We start from the raw sequence: 19,707 nt of genomic DNA, 5'->3' as shown, positions 1-19,707 counted from the left end.
TCCTGCGGCAATTGCGTGCGCAAGGTCTGCAAGCCCCGCGTCCCGGCGCCGCTGGCGCGCGTCTGAGCCCGGGGGCTCAGAACCATGGCTGATCCGGATCGGGCAGCGGGATCGCCGCCAGCAATTCCTTCGCATAGGCGCTGCGGGGCGCGTCGAACAGCGTCGCGGTGTCGGCGGTTTCGACGATCTCGCCGCGATGCATGACGATGATGCGCCGGCACAGGCGGCGGATCACCGACAGGTCATGGCTGATGAAGGCCAGGGTCAGACCCAGCTCGCGCACCAGGTCCTCCAGCAGGTTGAGCACCTGCGCCTGGCTCGACACGTCGAGCCCGGAGACGATTTCATCGGCGAGGATGAAATCCGGGCGCAGCGCGATGGCCCGGGCGATGCCGACGCGCTGGCGCTGGCCGCCGGACAGTTCGTGGGGATAGCGCCGGGCGAAGCCGCGCGCCAGGCCCACATGATCGAGCGCGTCGCCCACCCGCTCCGCGACGCGATCCATGCCGTGCAGGCGCAGCGGCCCGGCGATGATGCCGCCGATGCGACGGCGCGGGTTCAGCGACGACATGGGGTCCTGGAAGATCATCTGGAACCGCTTGCGGGTCGGGCGCAGCGCGGTTTCGTCCAGATGCGTGATGTCGCGCCCGTCAAAGCGGATGGCGCCGCTGTCGGGTTCCAGCAGCCGCAGCAGCGCGCGGCCCAGCGTCGATTTCCCCGATCCCGAGCCGCCGACGATCCCCAGGATCTCGCCCCTGGGGATGTCGAAGCTCAGGCCCTTGAGCACCTCGACGCGCGGCGCCGCGCCAAGCAGCGGCTTGCGCGCCATATCCGCGAAGGACAGGCGCAAATCGCGGATTTCATAGAGCGGCGCGGTCATGGCGCGGCCCGATCGAAGGCGGCGATCTCGGCCCTGACCGCGTCGATCACCGCCTGGGGCACCGGGCGCAGGCTGCTGGCCGGGTCGGTGTATTTGGGCGTGGCCGCCAGCAGCGCCGCCGAATAGGGATGCGCGGGGCGGGCGAAGAAGCTGGCGATGTCGGTTTCCTCGATCACCTTGCCGGCGTAGAGGATCGACAGGCTCTGGCAGATCTTCGACGCCACGCCCAGATCATGGGTGACGAACAGGATCGCGGCGCCGTGGCGGCGCTGCATCTCGCGGATCAGGCGCAGGATCTGCTTTTGCACCACCACGTCGAGCGCCGTCGTCGGTTCGTCGGCGATGATCAGTTCGGGTTCCGCCGCGAAGGCCGAGGCGATGAGAATGCGCTGGCGCATGCCCCCCGACAATTCATGCGGGTAGGATCGCATGGCGCGCGCGGGGTCGGGGATATGCACCTCGTCCAGCAGCTCCAGCGCCCGGGCCTGCGCGTCGCCGCGCCGCCAGCCGAGGATGTCCACCAGCCGGTCGGTGATCTGGGGCCCCACCCGGCGCGAGGGATTGAGCGCGGTCAGCGGATCCTGCGGGATCAGCGCCGCGCGGGCGCCGATGCGCTTGCGCCACAGCGCCGGGGGCAGGGTCAGCAGGTTCTCGCCGCCGAGCCAGATCTCGCCCGAGGTGATCTGGATCGCCCGGGGCAGCGTGCCGAGCACCGCCTTGCCGATCATCGACTTGCCGGCGCCGCTTTCGCCCACCAGCCCGCGCGCCTCGCCCGGGTCGAGGTCGAGCGACACCGCGCGCAGGATCCGCGGGCCGTGGCGCAGCCGGGCCGACAGGTTGCGGATGCGCAGGAACGCTTCGGTCATCGCAGCACCGGATCGAAGCGGTCTTTCAGCCCTTCGCCCAGCTGCGAAAAGCTCAGCACCGTCAGGAACAGCGCCAGCAGCGGAAAGGCCAGCACCCACCAGGCCTGATGGATCGACAGCCGCCCCTCGGCGATCATCCCGCCCCAGGTGGGGAAATCGGTGGAGATCGACAGGTTGACGAAGGACAGGATCGCCTCGACGATCACCGCGACGCCCATTTCCAGCGTCAGCATGGTGACGATGGTGGACAGCACGTTGGGCAGGATCTCCGCCAGCATGACGCCGGGCCGCGAACGCCCGGCAACCTGGGCCGAGGCGACGTAATCCATGGCCGACTGGTTCATCGCCTCGGCGCGCACCACGCGGGCGAAGCGGGTCCAGTCGATGACCACGATGGCGATGACGATCGACCACAGCCCGGGGCCGAGCACGGCGATCAGCAGGATCGCGAACAGCACCGGCGGGAAGGCCATCCAGATCTCGATCAGCCGCGACACCGCCAGATCCACCCAGCCGCGGCAATAGCCGGCGACCAGCCCCAGCGTCGCGCCCACGATGCAGGTGGCGGCGCCGGCGACCAGCGCAACCGTCAGGGCCACGCGGGCGCCGTAGACGATGCGCGACAGCACGTCCCGGCCCAGCGAATCCGCGCCCAGCCAGAATCCGGGTTGCGCGCCGTCGGCCCAGAACGGCGGCAGGCGCATGGCGAACAGGTCCTGGGCCAGCGGGTCCTGCGGCGCGATCCACGGCGCCAGCAGCGCCGCCAGCGTCAGCAGCGCCAGCCAGCCCCCCGACAGCCACAGCCGCAAGCCCAGTCCCCGGCGCGGGGGCGATTGCGGATCAGCCATGCCGCAGCCGCGGGTTCAGCAGCGCATAGGTCATGTCCACCGCCAGATTGACCCCGGTGAAGATCAGCGCGAACAGGATGACGATGCCCTGGATCAGCGGCAGGTCGCGGTTGATGATGGCGTCGATCGCCATGTTGCCGAGCCCCTCGTAGGAAAACAGCCGCTCGATGATCACCGTGCCGCCGATCAGAAAGGTGAACTGCACCCCGACCAGGGTCAGGGTGGGCAGCAGGGCGTTGGGCAGGGCCTCGCGGATGATGACGTGGTTCTCGCCATAGCCCTTGGTGCGCGCCAGGGTCACGTAATCCAGATGCATGGTTTCCTTCAGGGATTGCTTGAGCAGCTGCGCGACGATCGCCGCCAGCGGGATCGCCAGCGCCAGCGCCGGCATCAGCATGTGGCTGACCAGATCCAGCCAGATGTCAAAGCGCAGGCGGATGACGCTCTCGAACAGGTAGAACGGGGTGAGGAATTCGAAATCCAGCCCCGGCGACACCCGGCCCGAGATCTGGAACACCGGCCACAGCACCCCGAACAGCAGGATCAGCGCCAGCCCCCACAGGAAATCCGGCGTCGACAGCGCCATGCCGTTGGCGATGTCGATGGCGGCCTCGGTCTTCGTGCCGCGCATGCGGGCGCCGGTCAGCGCCAGCGCGCCGCCCATGACCAGCGCGATCACCAGCGCCATCGCCGACAGCTCCAGCGTCGCCGGAAGCCGGCCCAGCACCAGCGCCGCCACCGGCTGGCGGGTGGAAATGGACATGCCGAAATCCCCCCGCAAGACGCCGCCCAGCCAGATCACGAATTGTTCGAAAATGGATTTGTCAAAGCCGTAGAGCGCCTTGAGCCGCAGGATGTCGTCCTCCGACGCCCCCGGCGGCAGCATCATGGCGATGGGGTTGCCGGGGGCCACGCGGATCACCACGAACACCACCACCGCCGCCCCGAACAGGGTGACCAGCGTGCTCAGCAGGCGCAGCAGGATGCGTTTCAGGATCAGCATGGGGTCTTTGCGCAAATGCGGGGGCGCGGGCGCGCCGCGGCCCCCGGGGTTTCGGCGGCGTCAGGCGCGGGTCATCAGATGCGGCAGCAGCGCGCCCGAGGCGTGCGGCGTCACCTTCACCCCCGCGGCGTGCAGGATCGGCTGCACGTATTGCAGCAGCGGAATCACTTCGGCGTCCTCGGCGATCCAGCGATCGACCGCCTTCCAGCCCTCGATGCGCCTGGCCTCGTCCTTCTCGCCCCAGAGCGGCAGGATCATGTCGAAGGTCTTCTGCCCGTCCCAGACCGAATGCGGCGAGGGGCCGAACATGGCGAAGCCGGTCGAGGTGGTCGGATCGCCCACCGCGTTGCCCCAGTTGTAGAAGGCGGCGGGGGCGAGCGCGTCGGCGGCGCGCAGTTCGTAATGCTTGGCGACCTCGTAGATTTCGATCTCGGCCTCGATCCCGACCTTGCGCCAGAGCCCGACGATGGCCTGGACGATCTCGTAATCCTTGGGCTTGAAGCCCTTGGTGGTCTGGATGACGAAGCGCACCGGATTGTCCGTTGAATAGCCCGAATCCGCCAGCAGCTTTCTGGACAGCGCCGGGTCGTAGGGAACCTTGACCGAAGGATCATGGGCGGCGTATTCCGGGGTCTGCAGCGTGTCGATGGCGACCCCGTAGCCCGACAGCAGGCGGTCGATGATCAGTTGCTTGTCGATGGCGTGGGCGGCGGCCTTGCGCACGTTGGGGTCGGTCATGACCTCGATGTCGTTGATGAAGATCATGCCGATGTCCGACACCGGATGCGCCACGCCGCCAAGCCCGGCCCGGGTCTTGAGCCGGTCGTATTCCTCATAGGCCATTTCCAGGGTGACGTGGGAATTGCCGGATTCGATCTCGGCCACGCGGCTGGCGGCGTCGGTGACGAACTTGATGGTCACGGTCTTGAAGTCCGGCGCGCCGCCCCAGTAGTTTTCGTTGGCCTTCAGGCGCACATAGGCGTTGCGCTCGAACGCCTCGACCATGTAGGGGCCGGTGCCGATCGGGGCGGCCTCGAAGCCCTCGGCGCCGACCTTCTGGTAATAGGCCTTGGGCAGCACGTAACCGGTGAGAAACGCCATCCACTTGAAGATGGTGGGTTCGTATTCCTTGACCTTGGCGGTGATGCGGTTGCCGTCGATGGCGAAATCGCCGATCTTTCCCCAGATGAACTGGATCGGGTTGCCGCTTTCGGGATCGCCGGCGCGTTCCAGCGACCAGACCACGTCCTCGGGCGTGAAGGGCGCGCCGTCATGCCAGGTCACGCCCTCGCGCACCACCATGTAGATCTGGGTCGCGTCGTCGTTCCAGCCCCAGTCGGTGATCAGCCCGGGGGCGAAGGACAGGTCCGGGTTCTGGTGGATGAACATGTCGAACACCGACTGGAAGATGCCCTGGATCGTCGGGTTCACCGCCGACAGGCCGACGGTGGGATCCCAGCTTGGCAGGTTGACGTTGTAGGCGATCACCAGGTCGTCGATCTTCTGGGCGAAGGCGGGCGGCGCGAAGGCGGTCAGCGTCAGGCTGGCGGCGGACGCCATGAGCAGGCCGCGGCGAGAGATGTTGGTCATGAGTCTGGGCTCCCTGTGGTTTTGTCTTGGTTTGCTTTTCATTTTCCGGCCAGTTTCCGGGCGAGCAGAAAGCCCGGCCCGGCCCCGGTTCCGGCGCCCGGCCAGACGGCGGCGCCGGTGTGGAACAGTCTTTTTATCGGGGTGGTTCCGTCGGCGTGGCCGCGCGCCGGGCGGAACAGGAAATGCTGCGACGGGTGGTGGCTGCCGCAGATCTGGTCGCCGCCCACGAGGTTGGGGTTGTCGGCCTCCAGATCCAGCGGCGTGACGATGCGCCGCCCGAGGATCTTGGCCCGCGTGCCCGGGGCGTGGGTTTCCAGAATGTCGAGCGCGCGGTCGGCGAAAGGCGCCGCGGCGCCCGCCCAGTCGGCGGCGGCGATGGTTCCGCCGGCGTCGCCCCTGATGTCGCCCGGCGCCATGCGGATCTGCAGCCAGAGCACATGCTTGCCGTCGGGCGCGCGGGACGGATCGACCGCGGTGGGCTGGCCGCACACGATCACCGGTTCGTCGGGCAGCAGCCCGGCGCGCGCCTGCTGGTAGACCCGCGCCATCTGATCCATCGAGGGCGCGATATGCACATAGGCGAAATCGCGCAGCGCCGGCCCGGCGGTCCAGTCCGGCAGGTCCGACATGGCCAGATGCAGCATCATCGTGCCCGGCGCATGCCGGAACGTCGCCAGCGCCGCGTCGTAGCGCGGGACGCCGGCGCCGCCGGTCAGCCGGGCCAGCGCCCCGGGCGCCACATTGGCGATCACCGCGCGGTCGGCGGCGATCCGTCGCCCGTCGGCCAGCTCGACCCCCGAAGCGCGGCCGTTTTCGTGCAGGACGCGCGCCACCGGCGCGTTGCATTCGAGGGTCCCGCCGCGGGTCTCGATCATGCGCTGCATGGCGGTGACGATCGTGTCGGCGCCGCCCTTGCCCAGCACCATGCCGAAGGCCTGGTTGGCCATGGCCTCCAGATACGGGAACATGGCGCCGCCGGCGATGTCGGGGGCGAAGTCCAGATGCATCCCCCAGGCCGCGAGCATGGCCTTGACGCGGTCCGATTCAAAGGTCTCGTCCAGCCAGTCGCGCGGCGAACTGATCAGGAACCGCATCAGGTCGAGCCCGCCCGCGAGCCCGGGTCGGCGCAAGTATCCCGCGGCTAATAATGCTAATGCATGTAAATTCATCGGACCGTTGAGCAGCTTGAAGATGCTCTCGCCCCTTGCCGGGAACCCGGCGCCCAGCGCCTGCCAGGCGGCGGCGTCGGCGGCGGACAGGGCGGCGATGCGCGCGGTGGTGGCGGCCGCGTCATGGCTGACGCCAAGCCAGGACCCATCGGGGAACACGCTGGCGAAAGGGTGCGCGGCGGGGGCGAATTCCAGCCCGTGGCGGGCCAGTTCCTCGCCATATTCCTTGTGAAACGCCGATCCCGCGAACAGCGACAGGTTCATCGCCGCCCAGTCATGGCGGTAGCCGGGCAGGGTCAGTTCGCTGGTCTTGACCGCGCCGCCCGGCGCGTCCGCGGTTTCGAAGATCGCCACGCGCCACCCCTTGACGGCAAGATGCGCCGCGCAGGCGAGGCTGTTATGCCCCGCGCCGATGAAAATGGCGTCTGCGTGGTCCGTGGTCATGTTTTCGCGCCCCCCTCTTCACTGGATAATTGCAAATGCATATAAACTTGTCTAGTGTTGAGTCGAAGGCGGACACCCCGCTTCGGGACATCAGCCAGCACGGGAGAGGGCGCATGAAGGCATCGGACATCGTAGGGGATCTGGGCAATCTGCTGTTGTCGGGTCAGGTCGAGGTGGTGGATTGCACCGGGGTGCTCGGGCCGCGCACGCCGATCATCCAGCTGCCGCCGGATTTCGCCAGGAACACGCCGAAGGTCGAGATCCACAAGATCTCGGAATACGACGAGGACGGGCCGTTCTTCGCCTGGAACTGGATGGTGCTGGGCGAACATTCCGGCACCCATTTCGACGCGCCCCATCACTGGATCACCGGCAAGGACCATCCCGACGGCTTCACCGACACGCTGGACGTGCAGCGGCTGGCGGCGCCGGTCAACGTCATCGACTGTTCGGCGCAATCCGCCGCCGACCCCGACTTTCTGCTCGACGCCGCCGGCGTCAGGGCCTGGGAGGCCGAACACGGCGAGATCCGCGAAGGCGAATGGGCGGTCATGCGCAGCGACTGGGATTCGCGCGGCGACGACGAGGCGGCGTTCCTGAACGCCGACGAGGCCGGCCCGCATTCGCCGGGGCCGACCGTCGACTGCATCGAATACCTGATCGGCAAGGGCGTCGTCGGCTGGGGCACGCAATGCATCGGCACCGACGCCGGGCAGGCCGGGGGCATGGACCCGCCCTATCCGGCCCATAACCTGCTGCACAAGAACAACCGCTTCGGGCTGGCCTCGCTGGCCAATCTGCGCAGCCTGCCGGCCAAGGGCGCGATCCTGATCGCCGCGCCGCTGAAGATCGAGCACGGCACCGGCAGCCCGATTCGGGCGCTGGCGCTGGTCCCCAAGGGCTAGGGCGCGGTGGCCGACCCCGAGATCATCTTCATCGGCGCGGGCGTCAATTCGCTGGTGGCCGCGGCGATGCTGTCGGCCAGGGGGCGGCGGGTGCTGGTGCTGGAGCGCGCCGCGCGCCCCGGCGGCTGCATGCGCAGCGACGAGCTGACCCTGCCGGGGTTTCGCCATGACGCGATGGCGGCGACTTTCGTGCTGTTCCTGACCTCGCCCGCCTTTGGCGCGCTGGGCGCCGATCTGGCGCGCCACGGGCTGGAGTTCTGCCGCACGGCCCAACCCACGGCGGTGCTGCGCCCCGATGGTCGCGCGCTGGTTCTGAGCACCGATCGCGAGGCCAACCGGCGGGCGATGAACGCGCTGGCGCCGGGGGACGGCGACGCGCATGTGGCGGATGTCGCGGCGATCGAGGCGGACGCGCCGTTCCTGTTCGCGCTGCTCGGCGGGGCGCTGTGGTCCTGGCCCACGGCGCGGCTGCTGGCGGCGCAGGCGTGGCGGCGGGGTCTGCGCGGGCTCGCCGCCTGGGGCGGGCGGGCGCTGGCGCCGGCGCGGGGCTGGCTCGAAACCAGCTATCGAAGCGACGACGTGCGGGCGCTGTGGGCGCCTTGGGCGCTGCATGTGGGGCTGACCCCGGAAAGCGCCTGTTCGGCGCAGATGGGCAAGGTCGTGGCCTTCGCGCTGGAGGCCGCCGGCGCGCCGGTGGTCAAGGGCGGCGCCGGGCGGGCGGGCGACGCCTTCCGCGCGCTGATCGAGGCGAATGGCGGCGAGGTTCGCTGCAACACGGATGCGGACCGCATTCTGGTGGAAAACGGCCGCGCCGCGGGGGTTGTGACCGCCGGGGGCGAGGAGATCCGCGCCAGGCATGTGGCGGCCTCGGTGGCGCCGGGGCAGCTTTACGAGCGGCTGCTGCGCGATTCGGCCGGCCCGGACCAGCGGCGCGCGGCGCGGGATTTCCGCCACGGGCGCGGTGATTTCCAGCTGCATTACGCGCTGGACGGCGACCCGGACTGGATCGCCGAGGGGCTGGCGGACGTGGCGCTGATCCATCTCAGCGACGGCCTCGACGCGGTGTCCAAATCCGCCAACGAGGCCGAACGCGGCATGCTGCCCGAAACCCCCACGATCTGCGTCGGCCAGCCGCACCGGCTGGATCCGTCGCGCTGTCCCGCGGGCAAGGCGATCCTGTGGCTGCAGATCCCCGACGCGCCGCGCGCGATCAAGGGCGACGCGGCGGGCGAGATCGCATCCGGCCCCGATTGGGACGAGACCGTGCGCGAGGCCTTCGCCGATCGCATCGAGGCGATCCTGGCGCGCCATATTCGCAATTTCCACGCCATCAAGCTGGCGCGCCGCGCCCTGTCGCCCGCCGATCTGGCGGCGATGAACCCCAATCTGGTGGGCGGCGACCCCTATGGCGGCGCCTGTTCCATAGATCAGTTCTTCATCTGGCGGCCCTTCGCGGATTCAGTGAACGACGCCACGCCGGTGCGCAACCTGCACCATATCGGCGCCTCGACCCATCCCGGGCCGGGGCTGGGCGGCGGATCGGGGTTCAATCTGGCCAAAAGGCTGGGGGCATGAGCGCCAGGGGGGAACGGCTGGCCAGCCCGGCGGCGGGCGCGAACGCCGCGGCGCCGCGCCTCGGCGAGATCGGGCTGGACAATTTCGCGCCCTATCTGATGAACCGGATCATGGGGCGCTACAACGCCAGCCTGCGCGACGAGATGGCCAAGCTGGGGCTGACCACGCCGCAGATGCGATCGCTGGCGGTGCTGTCGGTGATCGACGGCCTGCTGATCCGCGACCTGTCGGTCTATGCGGTGGTCGAGCCCTCCACCCTCAGCCGCGCCGTGGATGCGCTGTGTCGCGACGGGCTGGTGCGCCGGGAAACCGACGCCGAGGACAGCCGCGCCACGCGCCTGTTCCTCACCAATGCCGGGCGAAATGCCTATGAGCGCCTGTGGCCGCACATGTCGGCGTTCTACGAACAGATGTTCGATGGCATCGGGCGGGACGAGCGCCGCGCCTTCGTCGGCACGCTGCAGGCGATTCTGGCCAACATAAGAAAACACGACTTCTAGGGAGACGACACCATGACGAGAACCAAGAAAAGCTTGATGCGAAGGGCCGTTCTGGTCGCCGGCGCCGCGGCGCTGTCGATGGCGGCGGTCGCGCGGGCCGAACCGGTCCCGGGGATGCGGGGCATGGACCATGTGGGGCTGACGGTGCCGGATCTGGCGCAGGCCGTCGATTTCTTCACCGGGGTTCTGGGCTGCGTCGAGGCCACCAGCTTCGGCCCGTTCCGCGACGACGAGGGCACGTTCATGCAAGACCTGCTGGACGTGGACCCCCGGGCGGTGATCAACCGCATCACCGAGCTGCGCTGCGGCAATGGCGCCAATGTCGAGCTGTTCGACTACGCGGCCCCCGACCAGGCCAGCCCGACCTTGCGCAACAGCGACATCGGCGGCCATCATCTGGCGTTCTATTTCGATGACATCGCCGCCGCAAAAGCCTATTTCGACGCCAATGGCATCCGCACCCTGCTGGGGCCGCTGCCAATCGAGGAGGGGCCGGCGGCGGGCCAGACGATCCTGTATTTCTTCGCGCCCTGGGGATTGCAGATGGAGGCGATCTCCTATCCCGACGGCATGGCCTACGAGGCCGGCGGCGGCCCGGTCCTGTGGTCGGCGCGCGACCCGGCGAAGTGAGGTAGCGGGCGCGTGGCGGAGCGGTCATTCAAGGCGGAGGTCGAACACCTGCGGCTCGGCGCCGGCGAAACCTTCACCGGCGAGGGCATCCTGGCGATCACCAAGGCGCTGCTGGAAAGCGGCGTCGGCTATGTGGGCGGCTATCAGGGCGCGCCCATAAGCCACCTGATGGATGTGCTGGCCGACGCGCAGGACCTGCTGGGCGAACTGGGCGTGCGCTATGAGGCCAACGCCTCCGAAGCCGCGGCCGCGGCGATGCTGGCGGCCAGCGTGCATTACCCGATCCGCGGCGCGGTCACCTTCAAGGGGCCGGTGGGGGTCAACGTCGCCTCGGACGCGCTGGCCAACCTGGCCTCGTCGGGGGTCACCGGCGGGGCGCTGATCATCGTCGGCGAGGATTACGGCGAGGGCTCCTCGATCATGCAGGAGCGCAGCCACGCCTTCGCGATGAAATCCCAGTTCTGGCTGCTGGACCCGCGCCCCAACCTGCCTTCGATCGTCAGGGCGGTGACCCGGGGTTTTGAATTGTCCGAGGCTTCGAACACCCCGGTGATGCTGATGGTGCGCATCCGGTCCTGCCACGTCACCGGCAGTTTCGAGACGCGCGACAACCGCCGGCCGCCGCTGAGCGTGCGCGACGCGCTGGCCGCGCCGCGCCGGGATTTTTCCCGCGTGGTGCTGCCGCCCATGTCCTACGCCCACGAACAGGACAAGGTGAAGACCCGCTGGCCGGCGGCGCAGGATTTCATCGCCGAACACGGGCTGAACGAGGTGTTCGGCCCGGCGCGCGCCCCGGTGGGGATCGTCATGCAGGGGGGCATGTATAATGGCGTGATCCGGGCGTTGCAGCGCCTCGGGCTCGCCGATATCCATGGCGCCAGCGATCTGCCGCTTTACGTGCTCAACGTCGCCTATCCGCTGGTGCAGGACGAATTCCTCGATTTCTGCAAGGGCAAGGAGGCGCTGCTGGTGGTCGAGGAGGGCCAGCCCGAATTCATCGAGCAGGCGCTGGGCGCCATGCTGTATCGCGCCGGCGCGGCGACGCGGCTGTTGGGCAAGGACCTGCTGCCCCGGGCCGGGGAATACACCGGGCAGGCGATGCTTGACGCGGTGACCGGTTTCCTGCGCGACAACGCCCCTGACATGCTGCCCGGACGGGTGCGCGCCCCCAACGCCGCGGCGCCCGGGATCCCGGACCTGTCTTCGGTGGTGCCGATCCGCCCGCCGGGGTTCTGCACCGGCTGCCCGGAACGCCCGATCTTCGCGGCGCTGAAGCTGGTGGAGCAGACGCGCGGCCGCCACCAGATCACCGGCGATATCGGCTGCCACCTGTTCGCCTGCCTGCCGCCGTTCGAGATCGGCGGCTCGACCATGGGCTACGGGTTGGGGCCGGCCTCCAACGCGGCCTTCGACGGGGGCGGGGCGCGGCGCGCCATCTCGATCATCGGCGATGGCGGGTTCTGGCATAACGGCCTGTCATCCTCGATCGGCAACATGGTCTACAACCGTTCGGATTCCGTGGCGATCATCGTCGACAATTTCTATTCGGCGGCCACCGGCGGGCAGGACGTGCTGTCGTCGCGGGCGCGCAACCCGAGCAAATCCACCAACAACCCGATTTCCAAGGCCCTGGAGGGCGTCGGCGTCAAATGGGTGCGCCAGATCGACCGCACCTATGACGTGCCCGCCATGCGCGCGGTGATCGAGGAGGCCCTGAGCACCGATTACGACGGGCCCAAGGTGATCATCGCCGCCTCGGAATGCATGCTGAACCGCCAGCGCCGGGAAAAGCCCCAGCGCGCCGCGGCGATGCGCGAGGGCCGCCGGGTGGCGGTCCCGCGCTTTGGCGTGGACGAGGACATCTGCACCGGCGATCACGCCTGCATCCGCCTGTCGGGCTGCCCCTCGCTGTCGCTGAAGCGGCTCGACGATCCGTTGCGCGACGACCCGGTGGCCAGCATCGACCAGACCTGCGTCGGCTGCGGCAATTGCGGCGAGGTGGCGGATGCGGCGATCCTCTGCCCCTCCTTCTACCGCGCCGAGGTGGTGCATAATCCCGGCGCGCTGGAACGCTGGTGGGGCGCGGCCCAGGCGCGGCTGATCGGCTGGCTGCAAACGCGGCGCGGCGCGGCGCGGCTGAATTTCGGAGACACGCGGATTTGACCCGGCATGACCGCAGTCAGGCGGGCGCGGACGACCGCCCGACGCCCGGGTTCGACGGCATCCTGAAGCTGGCGGTGATGGCCGTGGGCGGGCAGGGCGGCGGCGTGCTCACCAACTGGATCGAATCCATGGCCCGCGCCGCGGGCTGCGCCTGTCAGGCGACCTCGGTGGCCGGGGTGGCGCAGCGCACCGGGGCGACGATCTACTATGTGGAGATGGCCGCCGCCGGCGGGGGCGGCGCGCCGGTGTTTTCGCTGGCCCCGGCGGCCGGGGACGTGGACATCGTCATCGCCGCCGAGATGATGGAGGCCGGGCGCGCGGTGATGCGCGGCTTCGTCACCCCGGACCGCACCACGCTGATCGCCTCGACCCACCGGGCGCTGGCGGTGTCCGAAAAGACCGCGCCGGGGGATGGCATCGCCGATTCCGACGAGGTGCGCGCGGCGCTGGAACTGGCGGCGCGCCAGCTGGTGCTGCTGGATCTGGAGCAGGTGGCGCTGGACAACGGCTCGGTGATCTCGGCGAGCCTGTTCGGGGCGCTCGCCGCCGCCGGGCGGCTGCCTTTCGCGCGCGAGGCGTACGAGGCGGCGATCCGCGCCGGGGGGCGGGGCGTTGAGTCGAGCCTGAAAGCTTTCGCCGCCGCCTATGATCTCGCCCGCGCGACGGCGCCCGACGCGCCGGCGCGCCCCGACGCGCCGGCGGAGGAGACCGCGCCCGGCGTCACCGGTCCGGCGGCGCTGCTGGACGGCTGGCGGGCGTTGTGCGCGCGGGTCGCGACCCTGCCCGAGGCAGCCCGGCCCATGGTGGAAGCCGGGCTGCGAAAGGTCGTGGATTTTCAGGATGTCGCCTATGGCGCCGCCTATCTCGACCGGATCGAAGGGGTGCTGGCGCGGGACGACGCCGCGCGCGGGCATGTCCTGACCCGCGAGGCCGCAAAGCACCTCGCCAACGCCATGGCCTATGACGATCTGATCAAGGTCGCCGACCTCAAGACCCGCGCCGCCCGCTTCCGCCGCATCGACCGGGAGATGGCGCTGCGCCCCGAACAGCAGTTGCGGCTGACCGAGTATTTCCACCCCCGGGCCGAAGAAATCATCGGCCTGATGCCGCCCCGCCTCGGCGCCTGGGTGGAGGCCGACGCGCGCCGCGCGGCGCTGATCGGGCGGTTGCTTGGCGGCGGGCGTCGGTTGCGCTCCAACCGGATTGTCGGGTTTCTGGCGCTGCACGCCCTGGGCGGGCGCCGGTCCTGGCGGCTTAAAACCCTGCGCCATGCGCGCGAGACGGCGCATATGGAGGCCTGGCTGGCGCTGGCCATGGGTCATGTCGCCGAAAACTACGATCTGGCGGTGGAACTGCTGCGCTGCCGCCGGCTGATCAAGGGCTATTCCGACACCCACGCCCGCGGGCTGTCGAAATTCGACCGCGTCTGCGGGGCCGCCGCCCTGCTGGCCGGGCGCGAGGACGCCGCCGACTGGATCCGCCGCCTGCGCGACGCGGCGCTGCAGGACGAGGCCGGCGCGGCGCTGGACGGGGCCCTGCGCACCGTGGGCTCGTTCGTCGGGGAGGGCTGACGCGGCGATCGCGACTCCGGCGCGGTTCGCGCCGCGCCGGCGGTCAATCGGCGCGCGCGTCCAGCAGGGTCAGGATGCGGGCGCAGTTCTCGACCTGCCCGTTGCAGCAATCCTCCAGCATGAAGCCGATCAGATCGTTCATCGCCGAAATATTGGCTGAATGGAGGATTTCGCGCTGGCGCCGTTCGGATCCCAGCAGGCCGGCGCGGCGCAGGATCGCGAGATGCCCCGAAAGCGTCGAGGGCGGGATGGCGAGCCGGCGGGCGATGTCCCCGACCGGCAAGGCGCGCGGCGACTCGCGCACCAGCATTCTGTAGATCGCCAGGCGCGTTTCCTGCGCCAGCGCCGCGAAAGCCTCGATCGCCCTGTTCTGATCCATAATTTGACATTACCCGAAATATCGAAACTTGACAATGCGCCGGGTTTGTTCGATATTTCGGCGAATACCGAATTGAATTGCAGCCGGGACGCCGCCGCCATGACCGACAGTGCCAGCGATCAGTGGGCGTGCGCCCCGCGCATCGACGATGTGCGGGACGCGGCGGCGGCGCTTGGCGGGGTGGCGATCCGCACGCCGTTGCTGGAAAATCCCGATGTCAACGCCATGCTGTCCGCGCGGCTGCTGATCAAGGCCGAGACCGCGCAGCGCACCGGCGCCTTCAAGTTTCGCGGCGCCTATAACCGCATGCGCCAGCTGACCGACGACCAGAAGGCGCGCGGCGTCATCGCCTGTTCCTCGGGCAATCACGCGCAGGCGGTGGCGCTGGCGGCGCGGCTGCTGGGCACGACGGCGCTGATCGTCATGCCCGCGGACGCGCCGCGAACGAAAATGGCCCGCACCCGCGAATTGGGCGCCGAGATCGTCACCTATGACCGCGCCGCCGAAACCCGCGAGGCGGTCGCCGAGCGGGTTCATGCCGCATGCGACAGGGTCATGACCCCGCCCAACGAGGACCTGCGGGTGCTGGCGGGGGCGGGGACCGTGGCGCTGGAGGTGCTGGAACAGGGCGCCGCGCCGGACATGATCCTGACGCCCTGCGGCGGCGGCGGCCTGACCGCGGCGAGCGCGATCGTCATGGCGGCGCTGTCGCCCGCGACCCGGGTCTTCGGCGTCGAGCCCGAAGATTTCGACGACACCGCGCGGTCGCTGAAGGCGGGGCGGCGGCTGGCCAATCCGAAGGGCCGGACAACCATTTGCGACGCGATCATGACCGACATCCCCGGGGCGCTGACATTTCCGATCAACCAGCGGCTGCTGGCCGGGGCGCTGACCGTCAGCGACGACGAGGCGCGCATGGCCATGGCCTTCGCCTTCACGCATTTCAACGTCGTCATCGAACCGGGCGCGGCGGTGGGTCTGGCGGCGGTGCTGGCCGGTCGGGTCGATGTCGCGGGCAGGACCGTCGCCGTGGTCGCCACCGGCGGCAATGTCGACGCGGACGCCTATTGCGCGGCGCTGCGGCGGGCGCCGGGGTTTTCGGGGGACGGGCGATGATCCGACGATTGACGGCCGAATGGCTGGGGACGTTTTCGCTGCTGGCGACGGTGATCGGGTCCGGCATCATGGCCGAGCGGCTGGCGGGGGGCAACGTGGCCATCGCCCTGCTGGGCAACACCATCCCCACCGGGGCCATCCTGGTTGTGCTGATCCTGGTGTTCGGCCCGATCTCCGGCGCGCATTTCAATCCGGCGGTGACGCTGGCCTTCGCCATCCGCCGGGAGATCGCGGCGCGAGAAGCGGCGTTCTACGGCGCCGCGCAGATCGCGGGCGGCGTCGCCGGGGTGCTGGTGGCCCATGTGATGTTCGACAACCCGCTGATCGACCCCTCGACCACGGCGCGCGGCGGCCTTGGCCAGTGGGTCGGCGAATTCGTCGCCACCTTCGGGCTGATCGGCGCCATCCTGGGCTGCCTGAAGGCGCGGCCCGAGGCGGCGCCGCTGGCGGTGGGGCTCTACGTAACCGCCGCCTACTGGTTCACCTCGTCGACGTCCTTCGCCAATCCGGCGGTGACCGTCGCGCGGGGGTTTTCGAACACCTTCGCCGGGATCGAGCCGGCCAGCATCGCCGCCTTCGTGGCGGTGCAGCTGGTCGCCGCCGTGCTGGCCACGCTGTTCTTCAACTGGCTGCTGGACGAAAAGCCGCTTTGGGCGCGGGCATGAGCGCCTCGCCCTTCGACGCCGAGATCGACCGCCGCCGCGTCCCTGCGCTCAAGACCCATGCGAAGCTGCTGGGGCCGGGGGGCGACGACCTGTTCGCCGCCGGGGTGGCGGACATGGATTTTCGCGCGCCGCCGCCGGTGCGCGCCGCCTTGCAGGCGCGCCTCGATCACGGCGTGTTCGGCTACGAGGCCGTGCCCGACGGGCTGGTTCCGGCGCTGCTGGGCTGGCTGGAATCGCGCCATGGCTGGCGGGTCGAGGCGGCGCATGTGCTGCGCGCGCCCAACGTGCTCAACATTCTCGCCATCGCCGCCGCGCTGTTCACGCGGCCCGGCGACGGCATCATCGTGCAGCCGCCGGTCTTCTTCGATTTCTTCGACGTGGCGCGCGAGAACGGCCGTCGGACGATCGCCAACCCGCTGATCCTGCGCGACGGGCGCCATGCGATGGATTTCGACGGGCTGGAGCGGCTGGCCGCCGCGCCCGACGCGCGCATGATCTATCTTTGCAACCCGCATAATCCGGTTGGGCGGGTCTGGAGCCGCGAGGAATTGCTGCGGCTCGGCGAGATCTGCCTGCGCCACGGCGTGCTCGTGGTCGCGGACGAGATCCATGGCGATCTGGCGTTTCCCGGGCGGCGCTTCACGCCGTTCGCCTCGCTCGGCCCCGCCCATGCCGCGACTGCGATCACCTGTCTGTCGCCGGCCAAGAGCTTCAACATCGCCGCCTGCTGCACGGCCTTTTCGGTGATCGCCGACCCGGCCCGCCGGCGCGCGTTTCAGGTCGAGAACAGCCGCCTGACGGTCAACAAGAACAACGCCTTCGCCAGCGTCGCCATGCAGGCCGCCTATACCGAGGGCGGTCCGTGGCTGGACGCGGCGCTGGCCTATCTGCAGGACAATCTGGCGCTGGCGCGGGCGCGCCTTGACGAGATTCCCGGCGTGAGCCTGATCGAGCCAGAGGGCACGTTTCTGGCATGGCTGGATTTTCGCGGCCTCGGGCTCGCGCCGCCGGAGCTGACGGCGTTTCTGCGCGAAAGGGCCGGCTGGGCGGTCACGCGCGGCGAGGCTTTCGGACCCGAGGGCGAGGGGTTCGCCCGGCTCAACTTCGCCTGCACCCGCGCCAGACTGGCGGCGGCGATGGATCGCCTTGCCGGCGCGGTTGCTCGACAAACAGGAACAGGCAAATGAAATCACTTACGGTTTTTGACCCCGCAATGTGCTGCAACACCGGCGTGTGCGGGCCGCAGGTCGATCCGAAACTGGCGCGTTTCGCCGGTGATCTCGACTGGCTGAAGCGGCGCGGCGTGGCGGTGACGCGCATCAACCTCGCGCATGACCCGGCCGCTTTCGCCGCCAATGACCGGGTCAAGGCGGTGCTGGAAAGCGCCGGCGTCGAGGGGCTGCCGGTGATCCTGGTCGGGGACGACCTCGCCGCCGCCGGGCGCTATCCGGCGCGCGACGAACTGGCGGACATGGCCGGCGTCGACGGCCCGTCCGCAGCGAAAGGCGCGTCGCAGGAGGCCCCGGCGCGCGCATCCGGCTGCTGCGGCGGCGAATCCCCGGCGGGCGGCGGCTGCTGCTGAGCCCGACACCGAAACCCTGACGAAAAGCGATCTGCGCCATGTTCAAAGACCTGCCTAAATTCGTGTTCTTCACCGGCAAGGGCGGCGTCGGCAAGACCTCGCTCGCCTGCGCGACCAGCGTCGATCTGGCGGCGCGGGGCAAGGCCGTGCTTCTGGTGAGCACCGATCCGGCCTCCAATGTCGGTCAGGCGTTCGAAACCGCGATCGGCGACCGGATCACCCCGATCGCCGCGGTTCCGGGGCTCGACGCCATCGAGATCAACCCCGAGCGGGCCGCCGCCAAATACCGCGAGCGCATCGTCGGGCCCATGCGCGGCGTGTTGCCCGAGGCGGCGCTGCGCAGCGTCGAGGAGCAGCTGTCCGGCGCCTGCACCACCGAGATCGCCGCCTTTGACGAATTCACCGCGCTGCTGACCGATGACCGTCTGGCGGCGCGCTACGATCATGTGGTGTTTGACACCGCGCCCACCGGGCACACGATCCGCATGCTGAAGCTGCCGGGCGCCTGGACCGGGTTTCTGGAGGCGGGCCGGGGCGACGCCTCCTGCCTCGGACCGCTGGCCGGGCTGGAGAAGCAGCGCGCCCGCTACGCCGCCGCCGTCGACCGGCTGGCGGACGGGGCGGCGACGCGGCTGGTGCTGGTGGCGCGGCCCCGGCGCGCGGCGCTGGCGGAGGTGGCGCGCACCGCGGTCGAACTGGCCGCGATCGGCATCGCCAACCAGCAGCTTGCCGTCAACGGCATGATGGCGACGGCTGCGGCGGGCGACCCGCTTGCCGCCGCGCTGCTCAGGCGCGAACGGGCGGCGCTGGCGGAGATGGCGCCGCAGATCGCCGCCCTGCCGCGCGAGGTTTTCGCGCTGCGCTCGGAAAACCTGGTCGGGCTCGCGGCGCTGAAGCGGTTCGCGGCGGGCGCGCCCGAGGCCCCGCGCGCCCCCGAGGCCCCGCGCGCCCCCGAAGCCCCCGGGGGGCGGGAATACCCGTCGCTTGATGCGCTGGTGGATGGCATCGAGGCGCAGGGCAAGGGGCTGGTGATGTTCATGGGCAAGGGCGGCGTCGGCAAGACCACGCTGGCCGCCGCCGTGGCCTGCGAACTGGCCGCGCGCGGCCATGACGCGCTGCTGACCACCACCGATCCCGCCGCCCATGTGGCCGAGACCCTGGCCGGCGATCAGCCCGGCCTGCGCGTCAGCCGCATTGATCCGGCGGCGGAGACCGCGCGCTATCGCGACCAGATCATGGCCGCCAGGGGCGGGGATCTCGACGCCGAGGCGCGGGCGATGCTGGCGGAGGACCTGCGATCCCCCTGCACCGAGGAGATCGCGGTGTTTCAGGCGTTTTCCCGGGTGATCCGCGAAAGCGCGAAACGCTTCGTGATCATGGACACGGCGCCGACCGGGCACACGCTGCTGCTGCTCGACGCCACGGGGTCCTATCACAAGGACATCCTGCGCCATGCGGACGCGACGCGTCAGGCGCGCATGGTGACGCCGATGATGCGGCTTCAGGATCCCGCCCGGACCAAGATCGTGATCGTCGCCCTGCCGGAGACCACCCCGGTGCTGGAGGCGGCGCATCTGCAGGACGACCTGCGCCGGGCCGGAATCGAGCCCTGGGCCTGGATCGTCAACGCCAGCCTGGCGGCGGCCGGGACCGGCCACCCGCTGCTGCGCCGCCGCGCCGCGGCCGAGCGGGCGCAGATCGCCGCGGTGCGCGACGGCCTGTCAAACCGGTTCGCGGTGGTCCCGATGCAGGCGCGCGACCCCGTGGGCGCGGAGGCGCTGAAGGCCCTGTGCGCGCGGCGCGACCGGCCCGCCGCCTGAC

At 69.9% G+C, this 19,707-nt stretch carries 18 protein-coding genes; 11 read left to right on the top strand and 7 right to left on the bottom strand.

What is annotated here, in order from left to right:
* Positions 1-76: 76 nt before the first annotated feature.
* The 6 genes from AC1HC7_RS00915 to AC1HC7_RS00890 are packed head-to-tail and all read right to left on the bottom strand — an operon-like array spanning position 77 to position 6,800.
* Positions 77-880 (bottom strand): ATP-binding cassette domain-containing protein, encoded by an 804-nt coding sequence (locus AC1HC7_RS00915; protein WP_479498167.1) that lies wholly within the window; start codon positions 878-880, stop codon positions 77-79.
* The gene (locus AC1HC7_RS00910; protein WP_479498166.1) at positions 877-1,746 is read right to left on the bottom strand and encodes an ABC transporter ATP-binding protein; all 870 of its coding nucleotides are present in this window, start codon (positions 1,744-1,746) and stop codon (positions 877-879) included. Before AC1HC7_RS00910 ends, AC1HC7_RS00915 begins: the two co-directional genes overlap by 4 nt.
* Positions 1,743-2,594, bottom strand: coding sequence for an ABC transporter permease (locus AC1HC7_RS00905; protein WP_479498165.1), 852 nt, complete (start codon positions 2,592-2,594; stop codon positions 1,743-1,745). Before AC1HC7_RS00905 ends, AC1HC7_RS00910 begins: the two co-directional genes overlap by 4 nt.
* The gene (locus AC1HC7_RS00900) at positions 2,587-3,597 is read right to left on the bottom strand and encodes an ABC transporter permease (protein WP_479498164.1); all 1,011 of its coding nucleotides are present in this window, start codon (positions 3,595-3,597) and stop codon (positions 2,587-2,589) included. The genes AC1HC7_RS00905 and AC1HC7_RS00900 overlap by 8 nt, the downstream gene beginning before the upstream one ends.
* 60 nt (positions 3,598-3,657) lie before the next feature.
* Entirely contained in the window at positions 3,658-5,187 is a 1,530-nt protein-coding gene (locus AC1HC7_RS00895) for an ABC transporter substrate-binding protein (RefSeq protein WP_479498163.1), read from the bottom strand.
* Between the two features lie 38 nt (positions 5,188-5,225).
* Entirely contained in the window at positions 5,226-6,800 is a 1,575-nt protein-coding gene (locus tag AC1HC7_RS00890) for a phytoene desaturase family protein (RefSeq protein WP_479498162.1), read from the bottom strand.
* 113 nt (positions 6,801-6,913) lie between these two features.
* Between AC1HC7_RS00890 and AC1HC7_RS00885 the strand changes: the two genes are divergently transcribed.
* The 6 genes from AC1HC7_RS00885 to AC1HC7_RS00860 are packed head-to-tail and all read left to right on the top strand — an operon-like array spanning position 6,914 to position 14,144.
* Positions 6,914-7,705, top strand: a complete 792-nt coding sequence (locus AC1HC7_RS00885) for a cyclase family protein (RefSeq protein WP_479498161.1) — start codon at positions 6,914-6,916, stop codon at positions 7,703-7,705.
* A gap of 6 nt (positions 7,706-7,711) precedes the next feature.
* The gene (locus tag AC1HC7_RS00880) at positions 7,712-9,280 is read left to right on the top strand and encodes a phytoene desaturase family protein (RefSeq protein WP_479498561.1); all 1,569 of its coding nucleotides are present in this window, start codon (positions 7,712-7,714) and stop codon (positions 9,278-9,280) included.
* Positions 9,277-9,780 carry a MarR family winged helix-turn-helix transcriptional regulator gene (locus tag AC1HC7_RS00875; protein ID WP_479498560.1) on the top strand — a complete coding sequence of 168 codons (504 nt, stop codon included), beginning with the start codon at positions 9,277-9,279 and terminating at the stop codon, positions 9,778-9,780. The genes AC1HC7_RS00880 and AC1HC7_RS00875 overlap by 4 nt, the downstream gene beginning before the upstream one ends.
* Positions 9,781-9,816: 36 nt before the next feature.
* Complete coding sequence (locus AC1HC7_RS00870; RefSeq protein WP_479498158.1) at positions 9,817-10,410, top strand: VOC family protein; 594 nt, start codon at positions 9,817-9,819, stop codon at positions 10,408-10,410.
* 12 nt (positions 10,411-10,422) lie between these two features.
* Entirely contained in the window at positions 10,423-12,573 is a 2,151-nt protein-coding gene (locus AC1HC7_RS00865) for a thiamine pyrophosphate-dependent enzyme (RefSeq protein ID WP_479498559.1), read from the top strand.
* Positions 12,570-14,144, top strand: coding sequence for an indolepyruvate oxidoreductase subunit beta family protein (locus AC1HC7_RS00860; protein ID WP_479498558.1), 1,575 nt, complete (start codon positions 12,570-12,572; stop codon positions 14,142-14,144). The genes AC1HC7_RS00865 and AC1HC7_RS00860 overlap by 4 nt, the downstream gene beginning before the upstream one ends.
* A gap of 43 nt (positions 14,145-14,187) precedes the next feature.
* Here the strand turns inward: AC1HC7_RS00860 and AC1HC7_RS00855 are convergent, their stop codons facing one another.
* Positions 14,188-14,523, bottom strand: a complete 336-nt coding sequence (locus AC1HC7_RS00855; RefSeq protein WP_479498155.1) for an ArsR/SmtB family transcription factor — start codon at positions 14,521-14,523, stop codon at positions 14,188-14,190.
* 99 nt (positions 14,524-14,622) lie between these two features.
* On the opposite strand from AC1HC7_RS00855, the gene AC1HC7_RS00850 reads away from it, so the two are divergent.
* Genes AC1HC7_RS00850 through arsA form a run of 5 tightly spaced genes read left to right on the top strand, consistent with a single transcriptional unit; the run spans position 14,623 to position 19,706 of the window.
* On the top strand, positions 14,623-15,639 hold the full coding sequence (locus AC1HC7_RS00850; RefSeq protein WP_479498154.1) for a threonine/serine dehydratase: 1,017 nt from the start codon (positions 14,623-14,625) through the stop codon (positions 15,637-15,639).
* The gene (locus AC1HC7_RS00845) at positions 15,636-16,304 is read left to right on the top strand and encodes an aquaporin (RefSeq protein ID WP_479498153.1); all 669 of its coding nucleotides are present in this window, start codon (positions 15,636-15,638) and stop codon (positions 16,302-16,304) included. The genes AC1HC7_RS00850 and AC1HC7_RS00845 overlap by 4 nt, the downstream gene beginning before the upstream one ends.
* Positions 16,301-17,491, top strand: a complete 1,191-nt coding sequence (locus AC1HC7_RS00840; RefSeq protein WP_479498152.1) for a MalY/PatB family protein — start codon at positions 16,301-16,303, stop codon at positions 17,489-17,491. The genes AC1HC7_RS00845 and AC1HC7_RS00840 overlap by 4 nt, the downstream gene beginning before the upstream one ends.
* Positions 17,488-17,886, top strand: coding sequence for an arsenite efflux transporter metallochaperone ArsD (gene arsD, locus AC1HC7_RS00835; RefSeq protein ID WP_479498151.1), 399 nt, complete (start codon positions 17,488-17,490; stop codon positions 17,884-17,886). The genes AC1HC7_RS00840 and arsD overlap by 4 nt, the downstream gene beginning before the upstream one ends.
* 38 nt (positions 17,887-17,924) lie before the next feature.
* Positions 17,925-19,706 carry an arsenical pump-driving ATPase gene (gene arsA / locus AC1HC7_RS00830; RefSeq protein WP_479498150.1) on the top strand — a complete coding sequence of 594 codons (1,782 nt, stop codon included), beginning with the start codon at positions 17,925-17,927 and terminating at the stop codon, positions 19,704-19,706.
* The last annotated feature ends 1 nt before the right edge of the window (position 19,707 follow it).

Source organism: Oceanicella sp. (assembly GCF_056449545.1).
The sequence above is the reverse complement of the archived record's forward strand: the minus strand, read 5'-3'. Positions and strand labels throughout refer to the sequence as shown.